At 73.2% G+C, this 25,236-nt stretch carries 25 protein-coding genes and 1 riboswitch; of the genes, 18 read left to right on the top strand and 7 right to left on the bottom strand.

Annotated features, from left to right (window positions below):
• The first annotated feature begins 38 nt into the window (after window positions 1-38).
• Window positions 39-809, top strand: coding sequence for a CDP-alcohol phosphatidyltransferase family protein (locus LXN57_RS08935; RefSeq protein WP_251797539.1), 771 nt, complete (start codon window positions 39-41; stop codon window positions 807-809).
• A 271-nt stretch (window positions 810-1,080) separates the two neighbouring features.
• On the opposite strand, the gene LXN57_RS08930 is transcribed toward LXN57_RS08935, so the two are convergent.
• On the bottom strand, window positions 1,081-1,965 hold the full coding sequence (locus LXN57_RS08930) for an ABC transporter substrate-binding protein (protein ID WP_251797538.1): 885 nt from the start codon (window positions 1,963-1,965) through the stop codon (window positions 1,081-1,083).
• Window positions 1,966-2,312: 347 nt separating this feature from the next.
• Between LXN57_RS08930 and LXN57_RS08925 the strand changes: the two genes are divergently transcribed.
• On the top strand, window positions 2,313-2,903 hold the full coding sequence (locus LXN57_RS08925; protein WP_251797537.1) for an HAAS signaling domain-containing protein: 591 nt from the start codon (window positions 2,313-2,315) through the stop codon (window positions 2,901-2,903).
• Between the two features lie 198 nt (window positions 2,904-3,101).
• Here the strand turns inward: LXN57_RS08925 and LXN57_RS08920 are convergent, their stop codons facing one another.
• The gene (locus LXN57_RS08920; protein WP_251797536.1) at window positions 3,102-3,965 is read right to left on the bottom strand and encodes an alpha/beta fold hydrolase; all 864 of its coding nucleotides are present in this window, start codon (window positions 3,963-3,965) and stop codon (window positions 3,102-3,104) included.
• Between the two features lie 140 nt (window positions 3,966-4,105).
• On the opposite strand from LXN57_RS08920, the gene LXN57_RS08915 reads away from it, so the two are divergent.
• Window positions 4,106-4,372 (top strand): hypothetical protein, encoded by a 267-nt coding sequence (locus LXN57_RS08915; protein WP_251797535.1) that lies wholly within the window; start codon window positions 4,106-4,108, stop codon window positions 4,370-4,372.
• A 198-nt stretch (window positions 4,373-4,570) separates the two neighbouring features.
• Here LXN57_RS08915 and LXN57_RS08910 read toward each other — a convergent pair whose 3' ends face one another.
• Window positions 4,571-4,933, bottom strand: a complete 363-nt coding sequence (locus LXN57_RS08910; RefSeq protein ID WP_251797534.1) for a hypothetical protein — start codon at window positions 4,931-4,933, stop codon at window positions 4,571-4,573.
• A 58-nt stretch (window positions 4,934-4,991) separates the two neighbouring features.
• Window positions 4,992-5,765 (bottom strand): alpha/beta hydrolase, encoded by a 774-nt coding sequence (locus LXN57_RS08905; protein ID WP_251797533.1) that lies wholly within the window; start codon window positions 5,763-5,765, stop codon window positions 4,992-4,994.
• Window positions 5,766-5,818: 53 nt separating this feature from the next.
• On the opposite strand from LXN57_RS08905, the gene LXN57_RS08900 reads away from it, so the two are divergent.
• From LXN57_RS08900 to LXN57_RS08845, 12 genes are all read left to right on the top strand, one after another.
• The gene (locus tag LXN57_RS08900; RefSeq protein WP_251797532.1) at window positions 5,819-6,583 is read left to right on the top strand and encodes an alpha/beta hydrolase family protein; all 765 of its coding nucleotides are present in this window, start codon (window positions 5,819-5,821) and stop codon (window positions 6,581-6,583) included.
• Window positions 6,584-6,761: 178 nt separating this feature from the next.
• The gene (locus LXN57_RS08895; RefSeq protein ID WP_251797531.1) at window positions 6,762-6,971 is read left to right on the top strand and encodes a hypothetical protein; all 210 of its coding nucleotides are present in this window, start codon (window positions 6,762-6,764) and stop codon (window positions 6,969-6,971) included.
• A gap of 49 nt (window positions 6,972-7,020) precedes the next feature.
• Entirely contained in the window at window positions 7,021-7,329 is a 309-nt protein-coding gene (locus tag LXN57_RS08890; protein ID WP_251797530.1) for an ArsR/SmtB family transcription factor, read from the top strand.
• The gene (locus LXN57_RS08885; RefSeq protein ID WP_251797529.1) at window positions 7,326-7,850 is read left to right on the top strand and encodes an SRPBCC family protein; all 525 of its coding nucleotides are present in this window, start codon (window positions 7,326-7,328) and stop codon (window positions 7,848-7,850) included. The genes LXN57_RS08890 and LXN57_RS08885 overlap by 4 nt, the downstream gene beginning before the upstream one ends.
• A gap of 38 nt (window positions 7,851-7,888) precedes the next feature.
• Complete coding sequence (locus LXN57_RS08880; protein ID WP_251797528.1) at window positions 7,889-8,380, top strand: SigE family RNA polymerase sigma factor; 492 nt, start codon at window positions 7,889-7,891, stop codon at window positions 8,378-8,380.
• Window positions 8,377-9,618 (top strand): hypothetical protein, encoded by a 1,242-nt coding sequence (locus tag LXN57_RS08875; protein WP_251797527.1) that lies wholly within the window; start codon window positions 8,377-8,379, stop codon window positions 9,616-9,618. Before LXN57_RS08880 ends, LXN57_RS08875 begins: the two co-directional genes overlap by 4 nt.
• Before the next feature lie 33 nt (window positions 9,619-9,651).
• Window positions 9,652-11,214, top strand: a complete 1,563-nt coding sequence (locus LXN57_RS08870) for a gluconokinase (RefSeq protein ID WP_251797526.1) — start codon at window positions 9,652-9,654, stop codon at window positions 11,212-11,214.
• Window positions 11,215-11,280: 66 nt separating this feature from the next.
• Window positions 11,281-11,406, top strand: a riboswitch (cobalamin riboswitch).
• A 57-nt stretch (window positions 11,407-11,463) separates the two neighbouring features.
• The gene (locus tag LXN57_RS08865; protein ID WP_251797525.1) at window positions 11,464-13,713 is read left to right on the top strand and encodes a VWA domain-containing protein; all 2,250 of its coding nucleotides are present in this window, start codon (window positions 11,464-11,466) and stop codon (window positions 13,711-13,713) included.
• A complete protein-coding gene (cobO, locus tag LXN57_RS08860; RefSeq protein WP_251797524.1) occupies window positions 13,713-14,312 on the top strand; it encodes a cob(I)yrinic acid a,c-diamide adenosyltransferase in 600 nt (199 codons plus the stop codon). The genes LXN57_RS08865 and cobO overlap by 1 nt, the downstream gene beginning before the upstream one ends.
• A complete protein-coding gene (locus LXN57_RS08855; protein WP_251797523.1) occupies window positions 14,306-15,655 on the top strand; it encodes a cobyrinic acid a,c-diamide synthase CobB in 1,350 nt (449 codons plus the stop codon). The genes cobO and LXN57_RS08855 overlap by 7 nt, the downstream gene beginning before the upstream one ends.
• A gap of 25 nt (window positions 15,656-15,680) precedes the next feature.
• Complete coding sequence (locus tag LXN57_RS08850; RefSeq protein ID WP_251797522.1) at window positions 15,681-16,079, top strand: cobalamin biosynthesis protein; 399 nt, start codon at window positions 15,681-15,683, stop codon at window positions 16,077-16,079.
• Between the two features lie 27 nt (window positions 16,080-16,106).
• Complete coding sequence (locus LXN57_RS08845; RefSeq protein WP_251797521.1) at window positions 16,107-16,901, top strand: alpha/beta fold hydrolase; 795 nt, start codon at window positions 16,107-16,109, stop codon at window positions 16,899-16,901.
• Window positions 16,902-16,917: 16 nt separating this feature from the next.
• Here the strand turns inward: LXN57_RS08845 and LXN57_RS08840 are convergent, their stop codons facing one another.
• The gene (locus LXN57_RS08840; RefSeq protein ID WP_251797520.1) at window positions 16,918-18,396 is read right to left on the bottom strand and encodes a glutamate-cysteine ligase family protein; all 1,479 of its coding nucleotides are present in this window, start codon (window positions 18,394-18,396) and stop codon (window positions 16,918-16,920) included.
• Between the two features lie 206 nt (window positions 18,397-18,602).
• Between LXN57_RS08840 and LXN57_RS08835 the strand changes: the two genes are divergently transcribed.
• The gene (locus LXN57_RS08835) at window positions 18,603-19,928 is read left to right on the top strand and encodes a GDSL-type esterase/lipase family protein (protein WP_251797519.1); all 1,326 of its coding nucleotides are present in this window, start codon (window positions 18,603-18,605) and stop codon (window positions 19,926-19,928) included.
• Here the strand turns inward: LXN57_RS08835 and LXN57_RS08830 are convergent.
• Entirely contained in the window at window positions 19,925-20,446 is a 522-nt protein-coding gene (locus LXN57_RS08830) for a hypothetical protein (RefSeq protein WP_251797518.1), read from the bottom strand. The two genes, LXN57_RS08835 and LXN57_RS08830, sit on opposite strands and share 4 nt — an antisense overlap.
• A 221-nt stretch (window positions 20,447-20,667) precedes the next feature.
• On the opposite strand from LXN57_RS08830, the gene LXN57_RS08825 reads away from it, so the two are divergent.
• Both LXN57_RS08825 and LXN57_RS08820 read left to right on the top strand, forming a co-directional pair.
• Entirely contained in the window at window positions 20,668-23,124 is a 2,457-nt protein-coding gene (locus LXN57_RS08825) for a hypothetical protein (RefSeq protein ID WP_251797517.1), read from the top strand.
• A 165-nt stretch (window positions 23,125-23,289) separates the two neighbouring features.
• Entirely contained in the window at window positions 23,290-24,438 is a 1,149-nt protein-coding gene (locus LXN57_RS08820; protein WP_438872856.1) for a SigB/SigF/SigG family RNA polymerase sigma factor, read from the top strand.
• A gap of 13 nt (window positions 24,439-24,451) precedes the next feature.
• Here LXN57_RS08820 and LXN57_RS08815 read toward each other — a convergent pair whose 3' ends face one another.
• Window positions 24,452-25,186 (bottom strand): ATP-binding protein, encoded by a 735-nt coding sequence (locus LXN57_RS08815; RefSeq protein WP_251797515.1) that lies wholly within the window; start codon window positions 25,184-25,186, stop codon window positions 24,452-24,454.
• Window positions 25,187-25,236: the final 50 nt, after the last annotated feature.

Genomic DNA, 25,236 nt, shown 5'->3' with positions numbered 1-25,236 from the left:
ACCATACGCGGCGGCCGATCTTGGACATGGAGGCCACGGTGACTTCAGTAACCGCACCCACCAGCGACTCCTCCCGGGCGCCGGTGGTCGGCCTGGCCGCCCAGCTCGGCCTGCTGGCCCTCCTCGGCAGCACCCTCGGGCTCACCGCCACCGGCCTGATCGCCGGCGCAGCGTACGGCCTGGTGCTCTGCGGACTGCTCGGCGCCGGCCTCGACCGGGCCCGGATGCACCAGATCGGCGCCGCCAACGCGGTGACCCTCTCCCGCGCGATCCTGGTCGGCGGCGTGACCGCGATGGTCGTCACGTCGTTCGCCCACCCGGTCAGCACGCCCGCCCTGGTCGCGATCGCCGGGGTCGCGCTGGCCCTTGACGGCGTCGACGGCCAGGTGGCCCGCCGCACCGGCACCACGACGGCTCTCGGCGCGCGCTTCGACATGGAGGTCGACGCGTTCCTGATCCTGGTGCTGAGCGTCTACGCGGGCGACCGCTTCGGCTGGTGGTGGGTGGCGATCGGCGCCTTCCGGTACGCCTTCGTGGTCGCCGCCTGGGCGCTGCCGTGGCTCAACGCGGCGCTGCCCCCGCGGTTCTCGCGCAAGGTCGTCGCCGCGCTCCAGGGCATCGTGCTCGCCCTGGTCACCGCCGACCTGCTGCCGGCCGCCCTCACCACGGTCGTCCTGACGGTGGCCCTGGCCTCGCTGACCTGGTCGTTCGGCCGCGACTCGATCTGGCTCTACCGCGCATCCCGCATCCGTGCGGCGGCTCGTGAGCGCTGGGCGGCACCGCACCGTCGCCCCGCACTCGTGCACTGAGCCGACCGCTTCCCGCGCCCGCCGCGCTTGGTTCCCGCGCGGCGGGCGCTCTCTGTCCTCAGCAACTCCGCCGCCCGGCCCGCCGGGTTTCGGCTGTGCGAGGCGTCCGTGGACGCGGCCGGTTTCGCCGCTCGGCCCGCGGGGTTTGGCTGTGCGAGGCGTCCGTGGACGCGGCCGGTTTCGCCGCTCGGCCCGCGGGGTTTGGCTGTGCGAGGCTGAGTGGACGCGGCCGGTTTCGCCGCTCGGCCTGCCGGGTTTGGCTGTGCGAGGCTCAGTGGACGCGGGCGATGGCTCCGGGCGGTGGTGACGGCACGGCCGCGGGATGCAGGATCGCGGCGATCGCTTCGACGCCGTCGACCAGGCGGGGGCCGGGGCGCACGATCAGACCGTCGGCGTCGAGTGCCCACACCTGGGCGCCGGGGAAGTGCGGGACCACTCGGCGGGCCTGTTCGATGGCGCCCTCCAGGTGGAAGCCGCACGGGGTGACCAGCACGATCTGCGGCGAGGGCGCGGCGAGTTCGGCGAAGGTGGTTTCGACCGAGCGCTTGCCCCCGCTCGCCGCCACCGGGTCGCCACCGGCCGCGGTCACCAGGTCGGGCACCCAGTGGCCGGCGGTGAACGGCGGATCGACCCACTCGACGACCGTCACCCTCGGCCGGGGCCGTCCCGCCACGGCTCGGGCGACGCTCTCCAGGCGAGCGCGCAGGCTCGTGATCAACTTGTCGGCGCGGTCCTGAACCGAGGCGGCCTCGCCCACCGCGCGGATCGTGCCGAACACCTCCTCCAAGGTGTACGGGTCGAGCGAGACCACGTCGGCGCGGCACCCCAGGTGGTCGAGCGCGTCGGTCACGTGACCCGACGGCAGCGCACACACCCGGCACAGGTCCTGCGTGAGGATCAGGTCAGGCGCGAGGCCGGCCAACGCGTCGGCGTGCAGCGTGTAGAGGTCGCCGCCCTCGGCGAGGCGCCCCCGCACGTACGCGTCGATCTGCCCCGGCGTCATCGCCCGCGTGTCCTTGCCGCCCACCACGACGGCCTTCTCGGCGCGGGCGGCCGCTGGCTCGTCGCATTCGAAGGTCACGCCGACCAGGTCGTCGCCCAGCCCAAGGGCGTAAACGATCTCGGTAGCGGACGGCAGCAACGAAACGAGGCGCATGCCCCCATCCTGCCCCACCGTCCGCCGCGTACCGCCTGCTCGGTGCCGCTGCTGCCTGTTGTCTGCCGCGGCCGGTTTGCCGCTCAACGCCTGCTCGCCGCCGCTCGCCGCTGGTCGTCGAGGCCCTTCCGCTGCCGTCTCCGTTCTGTTGCTGGTTGACGTGCATGGCGGGCCGCCAGTGCCGCATGGTGCTGGCCGGTGGCGGCGTGGTGAGTGGTGGTGGGTCGGGGTGGCGGGTCGGCCGAAAGTCGTAGGCGGGGGATGGGATCCGGTCCGGGGGCTGATGTTGTGGGGGCGGCTCTTGTCGATGCTGGTTCTACCGCGCCGAACAGCCAGGGGAGACAGGGATGACGACCGCACCGCTCGCTCATACGGACGTGATCGTCCTCGACTATCTGGCCGCGCTCTGGGCTCAGAGTGAGGATCTTGCGCCCGAGTTGCGCGATGACCTGATGACGACCGTGGCCGACTACATCTCCATGCGGCGCACCTCGCCGGCCTCGCCGATCGAGGACCCGGCTGAGATCGTGCGCCGGTTAGGGCCACCGGAAGCCCTCGTGGCGGCGGTGCGGCGCGGGCATCTGCCGCCACACATCCGGTTGCCCGCCCTGGTCCCGCCTCCCCCGCCGGCCGCCACCGGTGGGGGAGCGGCTGAATACACGGCCATCGGCCTGATCACGGCCGGGGCGTTCGTGCTGCCGGGCGTCGGGCCGGTGGCCGGCATGCTCATGGCCAGCGCCTCACCGCACTGGACGCCGGCCGAGAAGGCCGCCAGCTGGTTCCTGGTCCTCGGGTCGGGAGCGGCCTCGTTCGCAGCCGCCTTCTTCTTCGCGGTGGCCGGCGCGGGAGAGGCCGCGGCGCTGTTCCTCTGCTACCTGATCGCGGTCGGCGGCTCGGTGCTCGCCGGTAAGCGATTGATGGATGGCCTACGCCGTTGACCCACGCGGATCCGGTTGGGCCGCGCAGACCCGGCGGAGGTTGCCGCACGCCCGCACGCGCCTGACCCGGCCGCGGTTCAGCTGTTGTCGCCGTTCGACCCGCTGATCATCCAGCGACGGCGATGGTGCGCGACTTCCAGCGGGCGTTGAGAGCTTGTTCATGTTGACTGCATCAATATTGACGTCAACATTGATGGGTCAGGCGGGCTGTGTGCGGCGGCCGGCCTGACCCATGATCTCGTCGATCACCTGCGCCCAGACCGCCGCGGGTGGGAACTCGTGTCCGACGCCCTCCAGCCAGACCAGTCGGGCGCCCGGGATCTCGGCGCACAGCGCCTCGGCGTGTGGCGGCGTGAAGAACGGGTCCAGCGTGCCGTGCAGGATCAGGGTGGGCGCGGTTATGCCGTGCAGGCGGTCGCGGACCGGCGGGCCCTCCGCGCAGATGTAGTGGTTGGTCTGCGACGCGGTCATATCGTGCGTGCGGTCGACGACGCGCTGGGCGAGCCGGCGCAACTGCAGGATGTCGGCGGTGAAGGGTCCACCCAGGCGTCGCGCCGAGGACACGAGCCCGTCGATGGCGGATCGCCGGTCGGTCCAGTCGGTCGGCTTGTCCTCGGAATCGGACGCGCCGGCGTCGTCGGCGGGGAACGACAACTCGAAGGCCGGCGGGGATGTGCTCGTCGACATCAACGTCAGGGACAGCACGCGGTGCGGGCGGTCGACGGCGATGCGCTGGGCCAGCATGCCGCCGATGGACAAGCCGACCAGGTGGGCCCGGTGGACGCTGAGAGCGTCGAGCACGCCGAGCGCGTCGTGCGCCAGGTCCACATCGGAGTAGGGCGGGTCGCCGGCCGGGAACGACGTCGACCGGCCGGTGTCCCGGTGGTCGTAGCGGATGACGAACCGGCCGCCGGCGGCCAGGCGGCGGCAGAACTCGTCGTCCCACCAGTCCATCGAGCTGGCTGCTCCTGCGATGAGGAGCAGGGCGGGGTCGCCGGGCTCGCCGAACGTCTCCACACACAGCTCGATGCCGTTGACCGGCATCATCGTCTCGGTCACCATCCGCTCATTGTCAAACATCACACTTGACGCGCGGGTTAAAACTCTGTGTGGCGACGTGGTTTGATGATCACGTGCTGCCTGATTTGAGCGGGTATACGCCGCATCGAACCGTCCTCGACGCCCCCTTTGAGGGCGTTCCCGTGCCGGGACTGAGGGCCGACTTCTTCCGCCGGGCCGAGGGCGACCGGGTCGCGACCGTCGGGTGCTACTCGCTCGGCGACCGCGAGCTTCTGATGGCGTGGGGCTATGTGGACGAGGAGCACTGCCGGCACAACGCTGTGCGGGATCCCGGCGGTGGCTGGCACGCGCCCGCCGACGGCTGCCCGGACGTCGAACTCGTGCGCGACGGCCACACCGTGGTCGGTCTGGCCGTACGCGCGCCGGACGGCGAGTGGATCAAAGCTTGACCGCCAGGGCGGCCGACTGCCCGGTCGGCGAGTGGATCAAAGCTTGACCACCAGGGCGGCCGACTGCGCCGGTCGGCGAGTGGATCAAGGCTTGACCACTACGGTGGCCGCGCCGACGACGTGCACCGGCCGTGAGCGGATCGAAAGCTTGACCGCCACGGCGGCCGCGCGGAGGACGGCCGCCGGACGGCAAGGGGATCAGGGTTTGACTGCCACGGCTGTCGCGCGGGCCTGGCCGCGGACGAAGCGCAGCGAGACGCCGGTGAGGACGATGGCGATCGCGAACAGGGCCAGGTGCAACCAGGGGCTGGGGATCGGCACGAAGCCGATGATCGCGACCGGGATCTGCACGACGGCGATGAGGGCGGCCAGCCACCAGCGGCTGCCACCGCTCCACAGCAGCGCCGTCCAGACGGGGGACGAGACGACGACCAGGGTCAGCCCGTCGAGCAGGGCGTGCAGCGCGGAGTTGTGGACGGCGTTGTGGGCGAAGGCCTGCGCGGGCGTGGCGACCCACAGGCCGGCGAGGACGAGGGTGAGTACGGCGGCGGCACGACGCATGGGAATCCTCCAGCGTGGTTGGACCGTTGCTCTGGGTAACCACGGTACGGACGTGACTTCAGCCCCGTAAAGCTTCACTCACGAAGTCCATCCCGGCGGGGAGGCAGCGCGACCAGTAGCCGAAGTTGTGCCGGCCCTCGGTGAAGCTGCCCGCCGCGGGTGGTTCCGGGAGGGCCTCGGCCAGCGCCTGGACGTTGTCGAGGAGCCCGTCCTGGCGTCCGCACCACAGGCCCACCGGTGTGCCTCGCAACTGCCCGGCGGCGGTGAAGATCTCGTCCCCCGGGCGTACGGCGGGGGAGAGCGCGACCACCGCGCGGGCGAACCCGGGGTAGGCCTCGGCGAGCAGCAACGCCCCGTACCCGCCCATGGACCAGCCGAGCAGGGCGACGCGCGCCGGGTCGAAGCCGCGCTGCCGGCACCAGCGCGGGATCTCCTCGTGGACCATGCGTTGCGGGTCGTCGCCGCCGTCCGGGCGCCACCAGAGGCGGTCGCCGGTCGCGCCGGCCAGCACGAACGGGGGCTTTCCCCGCCGTACGGCATCGGTCAGGAACCGGCCGAAGCCGAGCGCCGCGAAGTCGGCCGCCGTCTTGGAGCCGCCGTGCAGGATGATGCAGACCGGCAGGCCCCGGCCGGTGCCGTGACCCGCCGGCACCGCGGTGTAGAAGTCCACCAGCCGCCCCCGGGCGTCCGACTCGCGCCTTTCGAGCCGCTCGTCACCCACCGGGGCATGCGGGATGACCGGTTCCAGTTGGCCCGATCGGCTGTGGTATCCCACCATTCCGGCGACGCCGGCGGTGGTTGCTCCGAGGGCCAGGAGTGTTCGTCGTCTCATCGTCACCCACAACGGCGATCGACCGCATTGCGTGACGTTCATACGCTTCCGGCGTGCGCAGAATCGGGGCAGTGCTGTTGGTGGTGGCGCTGCTGCTCGACGGGTTCGGCCCGGCCCGGCCGGCGTCGGCGCAGGGGCCGGTGGTGAGCCGGGTGCTCCAGCTGACGCGCGGTGCGGACCGTCCCCTGCCGACCACGCTCTGGTACCCGTCGGCGCTCACCGGGCGTCACCCGATCATCCTCTTCAGTCATGGCCTGGGCGGGTTGCCGCAGCAGTTCGCGCCGCTTGTCGCCGGGTGGGCCGAGGCGGGCTACGTGGTGGCGGCGCCGGCCTACCCCCACACGAACGCGCGGGTGCGGGTCGACCGCCGGGACATCCCTCGCCAGCCGGCCGACGCGGCGTTCGTGATCGAGGCGGTGCGGGCGCTGGACGGGGTGCCCGGGGACGCGCTGGCCGGGCACCTCGACATCGGCCGGGTGGCCGCCGTCGGCTTCTCGGCCGGCGGCACCACGACGCTCGGCCTGTTCGGGCCGGGGCATCCGTCGTACCTGCGGGCCGGGGTCTCGATCAGCGGCCGGCGCCCGTCGGTGGAGTTCGGCGGTTCCGCCGTGCCGTTGCTGTTCCTGCACGGCGACCGCGACCGGGTCGTGCCGATCCGGGCCGGGCGCCAGGCGTACGCGCTGGCGCCGCCCCCCAAGCAGTTCGTGACGATCCCCGGTGCCCGTCACGGTGAGTTCCTGCGCCCCGGTGACGGCCGGTACCCGCGGACGGCCGGCCGGATTCTCGCCTTCCTCGCCGCGAACGCCCCGGTCGCCTGATTCGTCGGACCTTAGGTGTTCTACCCAGAGTGACACTGTCGGCCATGATCCTCGTCCGTTCGGCCAGATGAGCACCGTCGGTGAAGATGACTAGGCTGCTGAGGTGCATGTTTCCCACGTGGTAGTGGCAGCGACGGTTACTCTCAGTGTTTCTGCCGTTTGTTACTCACAGTTCGACATGAAGAAGGCCGAGCGGCAGGCGCGCACCGTCGCCGCCGAGGCCACGTGCCGCTCGGTCGACTCCGCGATCCTGGCCTATGTCGGCGTCCACGGCGACGCGCCGACGACGGTTGCCCAGATCGCCGGCTATCTGGACGGCGACATCACTGCGTACCGCATCGTCCGCGGCCGAGCCGCGGGCCCCGGCTGCTCGCCGGCTGCTCGCTGATCTTCGTATGCCTTGACGGTTATATGCCTCGGGTGGCATGTTGGGGGGCATGGACGCCCTGGCCGCGCTGGCCGAACCGACCCGGCGGCGCATCGTCGATGTGCTGCGGGTGCGCGAGCGCACCGTTTCCGAGTTGGTGGCCGCGGTCGGCATGAGCCAGCCCGCGGTCTCCAAGCATCTGCGGGTGCTGCGCGAGGCCGGGCTCGTCACCGCGCAGACCCGTGCCCAGCAGCGGGTCTACCGGCTCGAGCCGGGGCCGTTCCGGGAACTCGACGCCTGGCTGGCGCCCTACCGCCGCATGTGGACGCACCACCTGGCGGAACTGGAACGCCACCTCGACCGCAAGGAGGAGTCATGACTCTGGACCTGGGAACTGCCGGCGGCGCTCGCCTCGAAGGGCAGGGGGAACCGTGGACGCTCGTCTTCATCCGGGAGCTGCGGCAACCGCCGGCCGTGGTGTGGGAGGCGCTGACCGACCCGGCCGAGCTCGACCAATGGGCGCCGTTCAGCGCTGCCCGAAATCTCAACGAGCCCGGGGCCACCACGCTCACCATGGTGGACGGTGACGAGAAGCTCGACACCCCGGCCGAGATCCGGGTGGTGGAGCCGCCGGCTGTGCTGGAGTACTCGTGGGGTGCGGACCTGCTGCGGTGGGAGCTGGAGGCGGCCGGCAGCGGCACCCGGCTGACGCTGCGGCACACGCTGGTCGAGCCGTCCGGCCACGCCTCGGTGGCCACCGGGTGGCACGTCTGCGTCGTTGTGCTGCAGCACCTGCTGGACGGCGAGCCGCACGGCGTGGTCCGGGGCATGGCAGCCAAGGAGCACGGCTTCGACGAGCTGCGGGAGGAGTACGCGAAGCTGCTCATGCAACCTTCCTGAGGCCTCCGTTGTCCTGATGGGTGACGGGGGGAGACGGGATGGGGTTCGACGACTTCGTGCGAAGTCGATCGACCGGGTTGTTGCGGGTCGCGTACCTGCTCACCGGCGATCGGCACGCCGCCGAAGACCTGCTGCAGGAGGTGCTGGAGCAGATGTACGTGCGCTGGCGGCGTATCCACGGAGCCCCCGAGGCGTACGCCCGCCGGGCCCTCGTCAACCGGGCCACCAACCGCTGGCGGTCGCGTGCCCGCCGGCCCGAGACGCCGCTGGACGCGCACCACGAGCAGCCGGGGCCGGACCACGGCGAGGACGTGGCGGTGCGTTCGGCCGTGCTCGGCGCGCTGCGCGAACTGCCCGCGAAGCAACGGGCCGCGGTCGTGCTGCGGTATCTCGACGACCTTCCGGTGCACGAGGTCGCCGCCGCGCTCGGGTGCAGCGAGGGGACGGTCAAGAGCAACGCGTCCCGCGGGCTCGACCGGCTCCGGCAGGTGCTCGGGCCGTCCCTGATCCCCGAAGGGGTGGAGCTGTGACCGATACCGAGATCCGGGACGTGCTCAACCGGGCCGCGGGCGACGTGAGCCCGGCGCCCGACCTGCTCGACCGGGTGCGCGCGGGTGGTCACCGCCGGGTGATCCGGCGGCGGGCGGCCATCGGCGGGGCGCTCGCCCTCGTCGCCGGCGCGGGGCTGGCTCCGCTGGCTCGGCGCGGTCGCGGTCCGGCGCCCGCCGACGACCGTGTCCGCGGGGACCTGGCGGGCGACCTCGAGCTGGTCCGGCGCGTCCAGAAGGCGTACGGGCCGGGGACGAAAGTCCGCTGGATCGGGCGCACCCCGGGCGGGCCGGTCGCCGCGGTCACCGGTCCGTCCGGGATGCGGGACGGATACGACCTGCAGAGCTTCATCGAGGTCGTCGGCGGGGAGCCCCAGGCCGTCGAGAGCGCCGAGCTGGTGCCGGAGGGCACGGTGCAGCCCGGGGCCATGATCGCCGGGCCCGACCGCGACGTCCTCGTGGTGTTCACCGGCGGGAGCGACGTGATGTTCTCCGGCAAGCTCCGAATCGACGCCGAGGGCCGCGTCGAGCGGACGTTCGAGCCGCTTTCCGAGGTCGACGGGGCCGTCGTCCGGCGGATCCCGGATCCGGGCCGGTTCGTTCCGTTCGCGTTGCGGTCGGGGGAGGCGCCGGACAAGGTGTGGCTGGCCAACCTGAACGCCGTGGCCGACGACGGCAGCAACGCGCAGAACCTGATGCCGGAGCGGATCGACCACCTGCTGCCCGGCCGCGAGAAGGCCTGGGCGAACGAGCCGACCGGCTCCGAGAAGGACTGGTGGGACGTCGGCGCGCAGCAGGCCTACCTCGATCCGTACGGCTACCACAGCTGGACCGGCCCGACCCAGTGGCGGCTGAGCGGTGCGACGGCCGACGGGCGCCGCCTGGTGGTGCAGACCCTCGCGCTGGACGGCCGGGCCCGGGCCTTCTGGATGGCGGCCCGCGCGGGCGAGAAGCCCCGGGTCAACTATCTGGGCCGGCTCGAGGACGGCCTGTCCAGCGACGGCACCGACAACATCGGCCAGTCCTACCCGATCCTGCACGCCCGCCTGCCGCAGCAGCTGGGCGTGGCGGTGGCCGCGCTCAACTGCCAACTGCTCTACCGCGTACGGGACGGGGCCTGGCTGCCGGTTGCCGGGCAGGCCGCCGTGATCCCGGCCGCCGCCACCCATCTGGAGGTGCGTCCCCGGCAGGGCCGAGCGGCGCGCGTCGCCCTGCCTTAGGTTTGAGGGCAGCCGGACGCTGGGAGGACACGCATGGACGTCGTGATCGGGATCGACACCGGAACCACCGCCACCAAGGGGGTGGCCGCCGGGCCCGACGGCACGATCCGTGCGCTGACCAGCGTCCACTACCCGCTCGTGGTGCCCGGGCCGGGGCGGGCCGAGCTCGACCCGGCCGCGCTGCGCGACGCCGCGGTCAAGGCGCTGGTCGACGTCGCCGAGGCCTGCCGCGCGAACGGCGACCGGGTGATCGCCGTCGGGCTCAGCGCCTTCCTGCACGCGATCGTGCCGATGGACGGCGACGGCGCGCCGCTCGGGCCGCTGGTCACCTGGGCCGACGCCCGCGCCGGGGAACAGAGCGAGCGGATCGTGGCCGAGGGCCGGGGCAAGCGCTTGCAAGGGCGTACGGGAACGCCGGTCCACCCGATGTCGCCGCTGACCAAGCTGGCCTGGTGGCGCGACAACGACCCCGAGACCCTGCGCAAGACCCCGCGCTGGGGCGGCGTGAAGGAGCTCGTGCTGGCCGCTCTGGCCGACGCCCCGTACGCCGTGGATCTGTCGATCGCCAGCGGCACGGGGCTCTACGACATCCACGAGCGGCGGTGGGACCCGGAGGCGCTGGACATCGCTGGAGTGACCGCCGGGCAACTGGCCGAGGTGCTGCCGACGACCACGGTCCTCAAGCTGCGGCCCGGCGTCGCCCGGGCGGCGGGGCTCGACCCGGCCACCCCGCTGGTCATCGGCGCGGCCGACGGACCCCTGGCCAACCTGGGCGTCGGAGCCACCCCGGCCGGGGTGGCGGCGGTCTCGCTGGGCACCAGCGGCGCGCTCCGGACGGTGGTCGACCGGCCCACCGCCGACCGGGCGGGGCGGCTGTTCTGCTACGCGCTCACCGAGGACCGCTGGGTGATCGGCGGGGCGGTCAACAACGCCGGCTCGGTGGTGCGCTGGGCCGGGCAGAGTTTCGCGGCCGGGTTCGAACGGCCGGGCGCCGAGGGGGAGGACGCCGACGAACGCGACGCCGCCCTGCTCGTGGAGGCCCAGGGGGTGGCGGCCGGCAGCGACGGGCTGCTCTGCCTGCCGTACCTGCTCGGCGAACGGGCGCCCTGGTGGAAGCCCGGTCTGCGCGGCGCGTACCTGGGACTGCGGCGGGAACACGGGCGCGCCCACCTCGTCCGGTCGGCCGTCGAAGGCGTGTGCCAGCAGCTGGCCCTGGTCCGGGACTCGTTCACGGCCGAGGGGATCGCGGTCACCGAGGTGCGGGCCACGGGCGGGGCGGTTGCCTCCGAGCTGTGGGTCGGTGTGCTCGCGGCCGCGCTCGACGTGCCGGTCGCGGTGGCCGACACCCCGGAGGGCACCGCGCTCGGCGCGTGCCTGCTGGCCCGGCACGCCCTCGGCGAGCTGCCCGACCTCGATCAGGCGGCGTCGCTCGTGCCGCTCGGCGAGCCGACCCGCCCCGATCCGGCCAACGCCCACCTGTACGCCCGGCTGCGGCCGCTCATCGAGTCTTCGGCGCTGGCCGTGCTCGAGGTGGTGAAGGAACTCGACCGGATCGCCCCGCCGGCCCTGCCCACGACGGAGAAGGCCGTGTCGTAGGGGTCACCTTACCCCGCGTTGACGGGGTGGGCGGGCGTGAGAAAGCATGGCGGGCGAGCGGTAGCGGAGGAACCCGGTGCGTAATCCGGGACGGTCCCGCCACTGTGACCGGGGAGCGACCCGCCACCAGAGGCCACGGCACCTACAGCCGGAAGGCGCGCGGGGAGCGACGATCCGGGAGTCAGGAGACTCCGGCCGCTCGTGACAACCGCCGCGCGGGCGTGGACACCCGCGCAGAGAGGGACTCCCGTGACGCCGTACCCGTTCTCGGCCGTGGTCGGCTTGGCCGATCTGCGCCTCGCCCTGCTGCTGACCGCCGTCTCGCCCGCTGTGGGCGGGGTTCTGGTGCGTGGCGAGAAGGGCACCGCCAAGAGCACTGTCGTGCGCGCCCTGGCCGCGCTGCTGCCCGAGGTGGCTGTGGTGCGCGGTTGCCGCTTCGCGTGTGACCCGTCGAAAATGGATCCGCTCTGCCCCGACGGCCCGCACGCCGCCGACAGTCCGGTTCACCACCGGCCCGCCTCGCTGGTGGAGCTGCCGGTCGGCGCGACCGAGGACAGGGTGGTGGGCACGCTCGATCTGCAGCGGGCGCTGGCCGACGGGGTCAAGGCGTACGAGCCGGGACTGCTGGCGGCGGCGCACCGCGGGGTGCTCTATGTCGACGAGGTCAACCTGCTGCCCGACCACCTGGTCGACCTGCTGCTGGACGCGGCGGCGATGGGCCGGGCCCACGTCGAGCGGGACGGGGTGTCGGTCAAGCACGCGGCCCGGTTCCTGCTGGTCGGCACGATGAACCCGGAGGAGGGCGAGCCGCGGCCGCAGCTCGTCGACCGGTTCGGTCTGGTGGTCAACGTGTCCGCGCCGCGCGACGCCAAGGACCGGGCCGAGGTGGTGCGGCGGCGGCTGGCCTACGAGCTCGACCCGGACCGGTTCGCGGCGCGGTTCGAGGGCGACGAGCGGGAGCTGGCGGGCCGGATCGTGGCCGCCCGGGACCTGCTGCCGGCCGTTGTGCTGCCGGACCGGGAGCTCGACCGGATCGCGCTGGTCAGTCTCGCGTACGGGGTGGACGGGATGCGCGCGGACATCGTGGTGGCCCGCTGCGCGGTCGCCCTGGCGGCCTGGCACGGCCGCGAGCTGGTCACTGCCGATGACGTACGCGATGCCGCGCGCCTGGCGCTGCCGCACCGCCGCCGCAAGGATCCCCTCGACCCGCCCGGCACCGACGAGCAGCGCCTCGAGCAAGCCCTGAAGGAAGCGGACGCGCAGCTCGGGGACGACGACCCGGACGACGCCCCGCCTGCTGGTGGCCCCGAGGACGGCGGCCCGGACGGGGGCGGCCCGGACAGCAGCGGCTCGGACAGCAGCGGCTCGGACCGTGGCGGCCCGGACAGCGGTGGCGGCGATGGGGGATCGGCTGACGGCGGCCCGGAAGGCGCCCGCGGCTCCTCGGACGACGGCGCTTCTCCGACGTCGCAGTCCTCATTGCCCAGTCCGGAAATGACGGATAAATCGGCCGCGGACCAGCAATCCGATGAGGACGGCGGGCGCGGCGAGAATCGGGTAGCCGGAGCGGCGGCGGTCGCGCCGGGTTCTGCCTATCGAACGAAGACTCTGAGCATCGCGCGTCGTGGGGAGGGCGGCCACGCCGGTCGTCGTTCGCTGTCGCTGTCGCGGCGTGGACGCGTTGTCGGCTCTCGGATGCCGACCGGTCGGCTGGCCGGGGCGCCGCACCTGCCGGCCACCCTGCGCGCGGCTCTGCACCGTGCGGGCACTGAGCGGTCACGGATCGGCCAGGGGCGCGAAGGAGCAGTCCCAAATCGGGTACGCACCGGGCAGGCAGAGGTGGGAGGGGCGCGTGACTCGAGCGCTGCCGGGCCTCAGTCGGACGGCGAGCGGGGCCAGGTGCACCGCGCGGGCGATGCGCCCGTGGATGCGGGTTGGCGGCCGATGGTGCTGCCCCGGGATCTGCGGGAGGCGGTGCACGTCGGGCGGGAGTCGAACCTGGTGCTCTTCGTGGTCGACGCCTCGGGGTCGATGGCGGCCCGCAAGCGGATGACGGTGGTGAAGACGGCGGTGTTGTCGCTGCTGCGCGACGCCTATCAGCGGCGGGACCGGGTGGGGATGATCACCTTCCGGGGGCACGAGGCCGAGCAGGTGCTGCCGCCCACGTCCAGCCATGAGGTGGGGGTGCTCCGGCTGGCGGGTCTGCGCACGGGGGGACGTACGCCCTTGGCCGCCGGCCTCCGGACGGCCGCCGCGACCATCGCGACCGAGCGTCGCCGTGACCCGCGCCGGCGGCCGCTGTTGATCGTCGTCACCGACGGCCGGGCCACCAGCGGACCCGACCCGGCCACCGTGGCGCCGGCGCTCGCAGGGGTGTCCACTGTGGTGGTCGACTGCGAATCCGGGCCGATCCGGTTGCGGCTCGCGGCCCGGCTCGCTGCCGCGCTCGACGCCGACCTGATGCCGGTGGAGGGCCTCGAGACGGGCCGGGCCGCCTGATGCCGCAGGGAAAAGTCACCTCCGTGCCGGACGACGGCCTCACCACCCGCCAGCGCCGGCGCCAGGCCGTGCTGGCCGTCCACACCGGACACGGTAAGGGCAAGTCGACCGCTGCCTTCGGGATGGCCCTGCGCGCGTGGAGCGCGGGCTGGCCGGTTGGCGTCTTCCAGTTCGTGAAGTCGGAGAAGTGGCGGGTGGGCGAGGAATCCGCGCTCAAGGCGCTCGGCGCCACCGGGGGAGCGCCGGTCACCTGGCACAAGATGGGCGAGGGCTGGTCGTGGATCCAGCGCGCCGGCGCCGAACGCGACCACGCGGCCGAGGCGGCCGAGGGCTGGGCTCAGATCAAGCGGGACCTGGCCGCCGAGACCCACCGGTTCTATGTGCTCGACGAGTTCACGTACCCGATGAAGTGGGGTTGGGTCGACGTCGACGAGGTGGTGGCCACGCTGGCCGAGCGTCCGGGCAACCAGCACGTCGTGATCACCGGCCGGGACGCGGCGCCGGCGCTGCTCGAGGCGGCCGACCTGGTCACCGAGATGACGAAGGTGAAGCACCCGATGGACGCGGGCCGCAAGGGGCAGCAGGGCATCGAATGGTGACCATGCCGCGGGTCGTCATCGGCGCGCCCGCCTCCGGACACGGCAAGACCACGGTGGCGACCGGACTGCTGGCCGCGTTCGCCCGGCGGGGGCTGCCGGTCGCGCCGTTCAAGGTCGGGCCGGACTACATCGACCCCGGCTACCACGCGCTCGCCGCCGGGCGGCCGGGCCGCAACCTCGATTCCGTGCTGGTGGGGGAGGACCTGATCGGGCCGCTGTTCGCGCACGGCTCGCAGGGCGCGTCGCTGGCCGTGATCGAGGGCGTGATGGGGCTGTACGACGGGCGTACCGGCGCCGGCGAGACGGGATCGACGGCCCAGGTGGCCGGGCTGCTCGAGGCGCCGGTGATCCTGGTGGTCGACGCGGCCGCGCAGGGCCGCTCGATCGCCGCGCTGGTGCACGGGTTCCGCAGCTTCGGCAGCGTGCGGATGGCCGGCGTGATCCTGAACCGGGTCGGCTCCGACCGGCACGAGGCGATCCTGCGCGAGGCCTGCGAGGAGGTCGGCACGCCGGTGCTCGGCGCGCTGCGGCGGGCCGATGCCGTGGCCGCGCCGTCCCGCCACCTCGGCCTGGTGCCCGCGGCCGAGCGCCGCGCCGAGGCCCGGGAGTCGGTCGACGCCCTGGCCGCGCTGATCGAGTCGTCGGTCGACCTGGCCGAGGTCATGGCGATCGCCCGGTCGGCCCCGCCGCTCGACGCCGAGCCCTGGTCGCCGGTCGCCGCCGATCCGGCGCCCGGGCGGCCGGTGGTGGCGCTCGCGGGCGGGCCCGCCTTCTCGTTCGCGTACGCCGAGACGGCCGAGCTGCTGGCCGGCGCGGGCGCCTCGGTCGTCACGGTCGATCCCCTGCGCGACGAGGCGTTGCCCGAGGGCACGCGCGGTCTCGTGGTCGGCGGGGGCTTTCCCGAGGTGTACGCGTCGGAGCTGAGCGCCAACGAGCCGCTGCGGAAGTCGGTGGCCGCCCTGGCCGCCTCCGGCGGGTCGATCGCGGCCGAGTGCGCCGGCCTGCTCTGGCTGTGCCACACCCTGGACGGCGCCCCGATGTGCGGGGTGATCGACGCCGAGGCCGCGATGACCCCGACCCTGACGCTCGGCTACCGCGACGCGGTGGCGCTGACGGACAGCCCGCTGGCCCCCGCCGGCACACGGGTCACGGGTCACGAGTTCCACCGGACGACCGTGCATCCGCGGTCGGGCCTGTTGCTCTCCCCGGCCGGCGGCGCGGCCTGGGCCTGGCGCGGCGCCGACCCGGAGGGCTTCGCCACGGCGTCGATCCACGCGTCCTACCTGCACCTGCACTGGGCGGGTAACCCAGGCTTCGCGTCCCGGTTGGTCACCGCGTTGTGACCGTCCCCGAAGATGCCGTTGCCTGATGGTCGTTGTCGGGATCGGCGCCCGGGCCGGGGTGGCGGCCGCCGATCTGTGCGTGGCGGTGGACGCGGCCCTCGCGGCGGCGGGCCTGACCGTCTCCGACGTGACCGTGCTGGCCACCGCCGACCGCCGGGCCGCCGAACCCGCCATACGGGAAGTGGCTCTCGACCGCGGTTGGCGCCTGGTCGCCCTGCGGGCTGCCGAGCTGGCCGGCCAGGACGTGCCGAACCCGAGCCGGGTCGTTGCCGCGGCGGTCGGCACGCCCAGCGTCGCCGAGGCCGCCGCCCTCCGTGCCGTCGGCCCGGCCGGCTCGCTGATTCTGCCCAAGCAGAAGCACGCCGGGATCACCGTGGCGATCGCCCGCCTCGGGCCGCGAACGCGAGATTGGCCCGTTCCCTGATCGGGAGCGTTCACTAGCGTCGATCCCATGGGCACAGCGGAGGTCAACGGAATCACGATCGGCTACGACGACGCCGGCGCGGGCCGGCCCTTGGTGCTGGTGCACGGGCACCCGTTCGACCGCTCGATGTGGGCCCCGCAGGTGGCGGCGCTGACCGGCTCGGGGTGGCGGGTGATCACAGCCGACCTGCGCGGCTACGGCACGACGGCGGTCGTCGAGGGCAGCACGCCCCTGCCCGTGTTCGCCCGGGACGTCGCCGCCCTGCTCGACCACCTGGGTCTGGACGACGTGGTGCTGGGCGGCCTGTCGATGGGCGGCCAGATCGTCATGGAGTGCTACCGCCAGTTCCCGTCCCGGATCCGGGCCCTGCTGCTGGCCGACACCTTCCCCCGGGCCGACACCCCCGAGGCCAGGTCTCACCGGCGGGCGACAGCCGGTCGCCTCGAGGCCGAGGGCATGACCGGCTACGCCGAACAGAACCTGGCCAAGATGATCGCTCCCTACAACGTCGAGGCGATGCCGGCCGTGGCCGACCACGTGATGACGATGATGCTCGGCGCCCCTCCAGCCGGGGCTGCCGCCGCGCTGCGGGGCCGGGCCGACCGCCCCGACTACCGCGATCTGCTGACCGGGGTCACCGTTCCCACCCTGATCGTCGTGGGCCGGGACGACGAGTTCACCCCCGTGGCCGACGCCGAACAGATGCACGCCCTGATCCCCGGCTCGGCCCTGGCGGTGATCGAACGCGCCGGCCACCTCCCCAACCTGGAGCAGCCGGTCGCCTTCAACAACGTCCTCGACACGTTCCTGGCCGGCCTGTGACGAGCCGGGCTGACGCTCAGTCGGGGTAGGGCCACTCGTGCACGGGGAGGTTCTCGTGCATGAGGGGAAGGTAGCGCCGCAGCATCTCGTGCAGGGCGTCCTGGCGGTCGACACCGTCGGCCTCCAGGGCGTGCAGGGTCTGCACCTGCCAGGCGGCGCCGTTGCGGTGGGTCAGGCAGCGCTGCTCGATGATGCCCAGCAACCGGTCGCGCTCGCCCTGCGAGACGCCCCACCGTTCGAGCCCCTGGTGGGCCATCGGCAGCAGGCGGCGGAGCACCAGCTCGGTGACCTGGATGTAGCCCAGACCGGGCCAGAACACGGTGGCGTCGATGCCGTGCCGCGCGCAGGTGTGGAAGTTCTCCTCGGCCGCGCTGAAGCTCATCTGCGTCCACAGCGGACGTTCGGCCTCGGCCAGGGTGCGGATCAGGCCGTAGTAGAAGGCGGCGTTGGCCATCGTGTCCACAACGGTCGGTCCGGCCGGCAGCACCCGGTTCTCGACCCGCAGGTGCGGACGGCCCTTGACGACGTCGTAGATCGGCCGGTTCCAGCGGTAGACGGTGCCGTTGTGCAGCCGCAGCTCGCTCAGCTCGGGCACCTCGCCCCGTTCCAGGATCTCGGCCGGGTCGAACTCGTCGCAGATCGGCAGCAGGGCCGGGAAGTAGCGGACGTTCTCCTCGAACAGGTCGAAGACGCTGGTGATCCAGCGTTCGCCGAACCACACCCGCGGGCGTACGCCCTGGGCCCGGATCTCCTCCGACCGGGTGTCGGTGGCCTGTTCGAACAGGGGGATGCGCGTCTCGCGCCACAGCTCCCGGCCGAACAGCAGGGGCGAGTTCGCGCCGAGGGCCACCTGAATGCCGGCGATGACCTGGGCCGCGTTCCAGTAGGCGGCGAACTGGGCCGGACTGACCTGCAGGTGGAACTGGGTGCTGGTGCAGGCCGACTCGGGCGCGATCGTGTCGGTGGTGACGGCCAGCCGGTCGACCCCGTCGATCCGGATGTCGAGGTCCTCGCCGCGGGCCGCGAAGATCTGCTCGTTCAGCAACTTGTAGCGGGGATTGGCGGAGAGCGCGTCGTCGGTCATGTGCTCGCGCTTCAACGTCGGCAGGATCCCGATCATCACCGTGTGCGCGCCGACCGTACGGGAATGCTTCTCGGCGTTGTTGAGACTGGCCCGCAGCGTACGTTCCAGATCGGCGTTCTCGTCACCCGCCAGGCGCCGCGGGGGCACATTGATCTCGATGTTGAACTGCCCGAGCTCGGTCTGGAAGTCGGGATCGGCGATCGCGCCCAGCACCTCGGAATTGCGCATCGCCGGGTCGCAGTTCTCGTCGACCAGATTGAGCTCGATCTCCATGCCGGTCAGCGGCCGCTCGAAATCGAAGCGGGACTCGCGCAGCATGGCCGCGAACACATCCAGGCTGCGGCGGATCTTGTGCCGGTACCTGGCGCGGTCCTCACGGGTGAAGTTGGCCTGATCGACGTCCTCGCCCACGGCGCACCACCTCTCTGCACTTCCCTCACAGTCACACACGGCAGGCAGCCGCGCCAGGCGACACCAAAGCATGAGATCGCACCCGCTGTCCTTCTCCTGCGGCATCGATCCGATGGAAGGTGAGACCGGCGGGCACGTCCGATGCGGTACCCCTCCGCAGCGGATTTCATCCGGATCTGCACCCTCGGGAGGGCAAGATCTTGAACGTGCGGCGGTTGCTGATCGGTGTCGTGGTGGCCTCGGTGCTGACCACGGTCCTGACGGTCACGTGGACGGCGCTCGGTCCGCTGCGGTCCGGTGCGCCGTCCCCGCAGGCGTCGGCTCAGGCCGCGCCGGCCTTGTTTCCCTCCCGGCCGTCCCTGCCGTCCTGGTCGACCGCGTGGTCGGCCGCGCCGTCGTCGGCGAGCCGAGCCGGACTGCCCGGGCACACGGTGCGCAACGTGGTTCACACGACGATCGGCGGCCCGCGGGCGCGCGTCCGGCTCAGCAACCGGTTCGGCGTCGAGCCGGTGCGCTTCGGGCGGGTGACGGTGGCGCTCTCGGCCCACGCCGGCGGCCGCCGCGACGGTTCCGCCGACCCCAGCGACGGTACGGCGGTTCCGGGCTCGATGCGGGAGGCGGCGTTCGGCGGCCGCGGGGAGGTGACCGTGCCACCGGGCGGCGACGTGCTCAGCGACGCGCTGCCGCTCGCCGTCCCGCCCGACGCCGACCTGCTCGTGAGCGTCTGGACCCCGCGCCGGCCGGCCGCCGCCACCCTGCACGCCGCGCCCAAACAGCGGTCGCTGGTCAGTCCCGGCCCGGCCGACCACGCGGGCGACGAGACCGCCGCGGCGTTCACCCGGGGCGTCTGGGCCTGGTTCTACGTGACGGCGGTCGAGGTGACCGGCGCACCCGGCACGATCGTGGCGTTCGGCGACTCGATCACGAACGGCGCCGCCTCCACCCCGGGCCGCAACCGGCGCTGGACCGACCTGCTGGCGGCCCGGCTGGCGGCGGCTCCCGACCCGGACTACGGCGTGGCCAACGCGGGCATCAGCGGCAACCGGATCCTGCTGGACGCGCGCTACCCGCGCTACCGGATCACCGCTGTGGCCGGCCGTTCCGGGCAGGCCCGCTTCGCCGAGGACGTGCTGGAACGCTCGGGCGCCCGCGCCGTGATCCTGCTGGCCGGCATCAACGACATCATGCAGGAGCCCCGCCAGACCGACCCCGCGCGGCTCGCGCTGGGCCTGGCCGGGCTGGCGGCGCGCGCCCGGGCCGAGGGGTTGCGGGTCGTGGCGGGCACGATCACGCCGTGGCAGGGCTACCACTCGTACACGCCGGCCGCCGACCGGGTGCGCCAGCGCGTCAACGCGTGGATCCGCTCCGGGGGCGGCGGCGCCTTCGACGGCGTGGCCGATTTCGACCGCGCGCTGCGGGACCCGCTCCAGCCGCTGCGGCTGAACCCGCGCTACGACGGGGGCGACCACCTGCACCCGAACGACGAGGGAATGCGGGCCCTCGCCGACGCGGTGCCGCTGAACGAGCTCTAGCTCATCCAGAAGGCCATGATCGCGGCAACGACCACGATGCCGAGCACGGCCTGGAGCAGCAGGGCCGGACCCAGGTGCGACCACATCGTCGGGATGCGCGGGGTCAACGGCTGCATCGTGGTCAGGTTGACCACCCGCACGAGGCGCACGGGAAGCGTCGGGTCCTTCTGCGGGGTCGTCGTGACCTGCACGAGGTCGCCGCGCCGCAGGGCCGACTGGGGTAGCTGACCGTGCATCTCGACCTCGTAGGTCTGGCCCAGGTCGTCGCGCAGCCGCACGGGCGTCACCAGGAACTCGGGGCCCTTCTTGAGTTCCTTGAAGCTGCGGCGGCTGGGCTTCATGCGCAGGGCCGCGCCGAGCATGTGGAACACGCTCGAGGCGAGGAAGACGGCCATGACCAGGGGCTGGCCGATGCGAACCTCCCGGGTGTACGAGGCCAGGAAGCCGGCGAAGCGACCGGTGATGATGGGACCGACATGCCGGAGGATCTGCTCACGATGCAGGTCGAGGTCATCCATGGGGGCACCTCCTGAGGGATTCTCATATCGTACGGAGAGTCAACCGACAAGCACCGTGAGTGAATACGTGAGCACGGTAGGCGGCGAAGATGAGCATCTTGCTCGTTTGCCACCTGCGTCGCCGAAATGCTGAAAACCGCGCGAATCGCCACCGATCGGCGGTCAACTGGTCCGGTGTCGGCGAGGCGATCGTCTCGCAGCGGAATTTGGGGGCGGCTGACGTGGCACCGACGAGGGCCTTCGTGGATCCGGACAGCATCCTGGCCCGTACGGCGCGCGAGGTGCTGGAGGCGCACGCCGGTGGACACGGTCCCGGCGAGGGGCTGACCGTGTGCCCGGCCTGCGGCGAGCGCCTGCCCTGCGCCGCCGGTCAGGCCGCGGCCGAGGTCGTGGTGGCAGCCGGCCTGGCCGAGGAGTCCGGGCTGGTGGCCGCGTCCCGGCGCGGCCTGGGGGAGCCGTACGGCGAGGCGGCCTCGCTGCCGCCGCTCGGCCCGCCCATGGGGTTCGGCTCCGCCGGCGCCCGCGAGCCGTCGGACTTCCGTGCTTCGGACGCAGACGGACCGTCGACCGCGTTCGGCTCCGCGGACGACTATGGGCCGTCGACCGCGTTCGGCTCGGCCGACGATCATGCGCCGGTGACCGCGTTCGGTTCGCCCGACGTCGTCGAGACGCTGGACGCCTCCGCATCCGCGTTCGCGTCGGCTGCCGGCCGGCGGTCGCCCACGGCGTTCGGGTCGCCCGTCGTGATGACGTCCGACGACGAGCCGGTGCGTTCCGAGTACGTGGCCCGCCGCGCCGCGCCCGACGACGGCAGCCCGTCGACCGGTCCCGGCTATGGGGAGGCCCGGCACGAGACGCCGGTCGACATCTCGTTCGTCGCGCCCGTCGCGCTGCCATCCGACCCGGGCTCAGCGTCGGTGCGGCTGCCCGGAGGCGACGCGGCGATGTCATCGGAGCCCGACTCGCCGTCCGTGGTGCGATTGACGCCCGACTCGGTGTCCGAGGTGCAGCCCGGGCGGGCGTCCGCCGGCCCGTCCGACCGTGTTTCGCTGCCTGCGCTGCGGCCGGAGAACGGATCGCCCGTGATACCGCCGGAGCATCGCCTGACGTCTTTGACACCGCCCGAAGCTGTGCCCGCGCCGGTGGACCTGGCCCAGGAGAGCGGGCTGCGCTCCTCCGCGGAGGAGCCGAGCGGACCCCGCCTGGCGATGAGCTTCCGCACCAGCATGGAGGAGCCGCCCAAGACCGGCTCGCCATTCCGTCAGCACGACGCTCCGGCCACAGACAGCGCCCGAACGGCCGTGCCGGTCGACGACACCGGCTCGGCGGGGAGCACTCCGGCCGCGCCGGCTGCCGGGCCGGTTGCTGATGTCGGCTCGGCTGGGAGCGCGTCGGTTCCGCCCACTGCCGGGCCGGTAGCTGATGCCGGCTCGGCTGGGAGGGCGTCGGCTGCGGCCACTGCCGGGCCGGTGGTTGATGCCGACGCAGCCGGAAGCGCGTCGGCTCCGGGGGCGACGGCTGACCTCGGCAGCAGCCCGCCGGCTGCGGTTCGCCCGGCCGGCGGCATGCCGGACGCCGGGCTGGATGCCGCCGCTCGCCCCACCGGGATGGCGCCGGCGGCGCCGGTTGCCGGCGAGGCGCCGGCCCAGCGCGAGCCGGCCGCGTCGCCCCTCCCGCCGAACTGGCACCAGACCCGGCCGCTCGACGCCCCCAAGTTCGTCCCGGCCCGTCCCGTCGCGCCGCGAGCGCCCGGCATGCCCGGCGGGCCGGCCACACCGCCGGCCGAGGTCGCCGGTCGGCCCCAGTCGCCGGCCCGGCCGTTCGCCGATCCGTCCCAGCCCACCCCGGCCGCCGGACCGATGACGCCCGAGCCGGTTGCCGAAGCGATGACGCCGCGGCCGGTCACCGACCTGCCCGTTCCGCAGCCCGCGATGCCGCAACCCGTGGCGGCCCGCGAGACGACCCACCCGGCTGCTTCCGAGGGCGAGGGGCTTTCGGGCCTTGGCGCTCACCTTGGTGCTCCTGCCCCGGCCCCGGCCCCGCCTGCTCCGGCGAGCGAGCCGTCCGGTCTGTCCGGCATGCCCTCCGGCCAGGTGCCGTCCGGCCTCTCGCGGACCGGCGCAGTCCCCGGGGCGCCGGGCGGCCCTACCGCGCCGGGCGGCCCTACCGCGCCGGGCGGCCCTACCGCGCCGGGCGGTCAGGCCGTGCCCAGCATGCCGGCGGGCGTACCCGGCGACCCGGCTGCGGGAGGCCCGGCGGCCAACGGTCACGAGCCGTCCGGCCTCGGGCAGGCTCCCGGATACTCCGGGCAGGCGCCGGCCGCCCATCCCGGCCCGGCCGGTCCGACCGGGGAGGAGCCGTCCGGCCTGCCCGGACGTCCCGCCCAGGCCCCGGCCGTACTTCCCGGCCTGGGCAACGCCTCCGCCCATTTCGGCGCCACCACGCCCGAGCAGAACTCAGCGCCCCGCGCCGCGATGATGAATCCGAGCCGCCCGCCGCCCGAGGCCCCGAGCCAGGCCAATCGCCCGCCGGCGGTCGGTCAGCGGACCACCCCGCCCCAGGCGGCCAACGCGGGTCCCGCTGAAGCCGGTCCGCGCCCGTCCCGGCCCAAGCTCGAGGCGCCCAACATGGGTCAGCTCAACAAGCCGCTCAACGACAAGGATCGCCCCGATCAGTGAATTTCGGAATGACATTCCGACTTGTTTGAGCGCCGGTCGAACCGGGCAGTACGGTCGGGCAAGGGCGGTCAGGGTCGTAAATCCGGGTCGCCCTGGTACTTGTGGCGTTCACCTTGTTCCGGGCCGTCGCCGCTGAAGGGAGAGCCGATGTCCGATCACGGCGCCTTGCAGTCGCAGGCCGCGCAGCGTCCGGGCGCGCCCACCGTGGACGACGGGCTCGAAGACCTGGACGCGGCCGCGCTGGCCTACTCCGAGCGCTCCCTGCAGTCCGACCCGGCCGAGCGTGCCGCGCTGCGTGAGGATCTGACCCGGCTCTGCCTGCCGTTCGCCGGGCGGCTGGCCCGGCGCTACCGCGGACGCGGCGAGACCTTCGAGGACATCGAGCAGGTGGCACGGCTCGGGCTGGTCAAGGCGATCGACCGCTACGACCCGGAGCGGGGTTCCTTCACCGCGTACGCCGTCATCACCATCTCGGGCGAGATCAAGCGCCACTTCCGCGACAAGACGTGGGGTGTCCACGTGCCCCGGCGGGTGCAGGATCTTAGCCTCGAGGTCGGGCACGCCACCATGGTTCTGACCAGCATCCTCTCGCGTACGCCGACCGCCGCCGAGATCGCCGAGCGGCTGGGCGCCCCGGTCGCCGCCGTGCTGGAGGCGCAGGAGTCGTCGGCCGGCTACTCACCCTCGTCGCTCAACGCGCCGGTCGGCGGGGGTGACGGCGCCGTCGAGTTCGGCGAGCTGCTCGGCGGTCTCGACAGCGAACTGGAACTGGTCGACGACAAGGTCACCGTGGGCGACCTGTTGCTCCGCCTGCCGCCCCGGGAGCGCCGCATGCTGGCCATGCGCTTCTACGGCAACCGCACCCAGGCCGAGATCGCCACCGAGCTCGGCATCTCCCAGATGCACGTGTCGCGCCTGCTCAGCCGGGCGCTGTCCTGGCTGCGCGAGGCGATGCTGAGCGACACCCCGCCGCGCTGGGAGGGCCCCGAGGGCCGCTTCGAGCGTCACCCCATGGTGGTCGAGGCGGTGCGCGAGGACGACGTCGTGGTCGCCCGGGTCCGCGGCGAGGTCGACCGGGACACCGCCGAGCGCATGCGGATCGGCCTGCGACACGCCATCGGCCTGGCCGGGAACGACCCGGTCGTGGTCGACCTGTCCGGGGTGCCCCTGCTGGACGCGGCCGGTGTCGCCGTGCTGATCGACGCGGCGTCGGCTGCCGCCGTGGCCGAGATCTCGCTGACTCTCACCCGGGCCCAGCCCTACGTGGCCAGCATCCTGTCCGTGACCGGCCTGGCGCGCCTGCTCGCCAAGTGACCCGCCCGCCAGGTCAGCCCGCGCGGCGCAGGCTGGCCCACACCACTTTGCCGTCAGCGGAGGGCAGGCAACCCCAGGAGTGCGCGGTCGCGTCGACCAGCAGCAACCCGCGCCCTCGCCGGGCGTCCAACGGCACCTCTCCCGGCGGCTTCACCTCCACCGGCGAGCCGTCCCGCACCGCGACAGTGAGATAGCGCGGCCGCAATGACAGCCGCAGGGTCATCATCGTGTGCACGTGGTCGACCACGTTGCTGACCAGCTCGTTGGCGATCAGGCTGGCCGGCCCGGCGAGACCAGGCAGGTCCCACCGCAGGCAGGCGTCGGTGGCCAGATCGCGGGCGTGCCGGGCGGCGCCGCGTACCGGCAGCAGCTCGTCGGAGACCGACGCCCGGCCGCTCTCCGGATCCGTGGCCAGCTGGGCCCGCGCGGCGTCCAGGCTGTCGACGATGCTCAGCTGGTGGAAGACGCGCTTGGCGAAGAGCTCACTGGTAAGCGGCTTGAGACTGTAAAGCAGAATGGGGGTGCCGGGCCAGCGCGCCGCCTGCCGGGCGACGGCATTGAAGACCGTGAGCGCCAGCGGGTCGACGACGTCGAGCGCGGTGAGATCCAGCAGTAGGGCGGCGGGCTGTTCGGCGAGCGATTTGAGCAGGCTCACCTGCAGCGACGGGACATCGACCAGGCGCAGCGAACCGGCGACGGAGCCGATCAGGCCGCCGTTGTCGGCACCGACCTCGTACGTGATGGGCATTTCGCACCGCCCCTTTTCGCTTCCCTGGCGCCTCCGAGCCCGGCCCGCAT

This window comes from Paractinoplanes hotanensis, from assembly GCF_023717965.1.
GTDB classification, from domain to species: domain Bacteria; phylum Actinomycetota; class Actinomycetes; order Mycobacteriales; family Micromonosporaceae; genus Actinoplanes; species Actinoplanes polyasparticus.
This window is presented reverse-complemented; position numbering and strand designations above follow the sequence as displayed.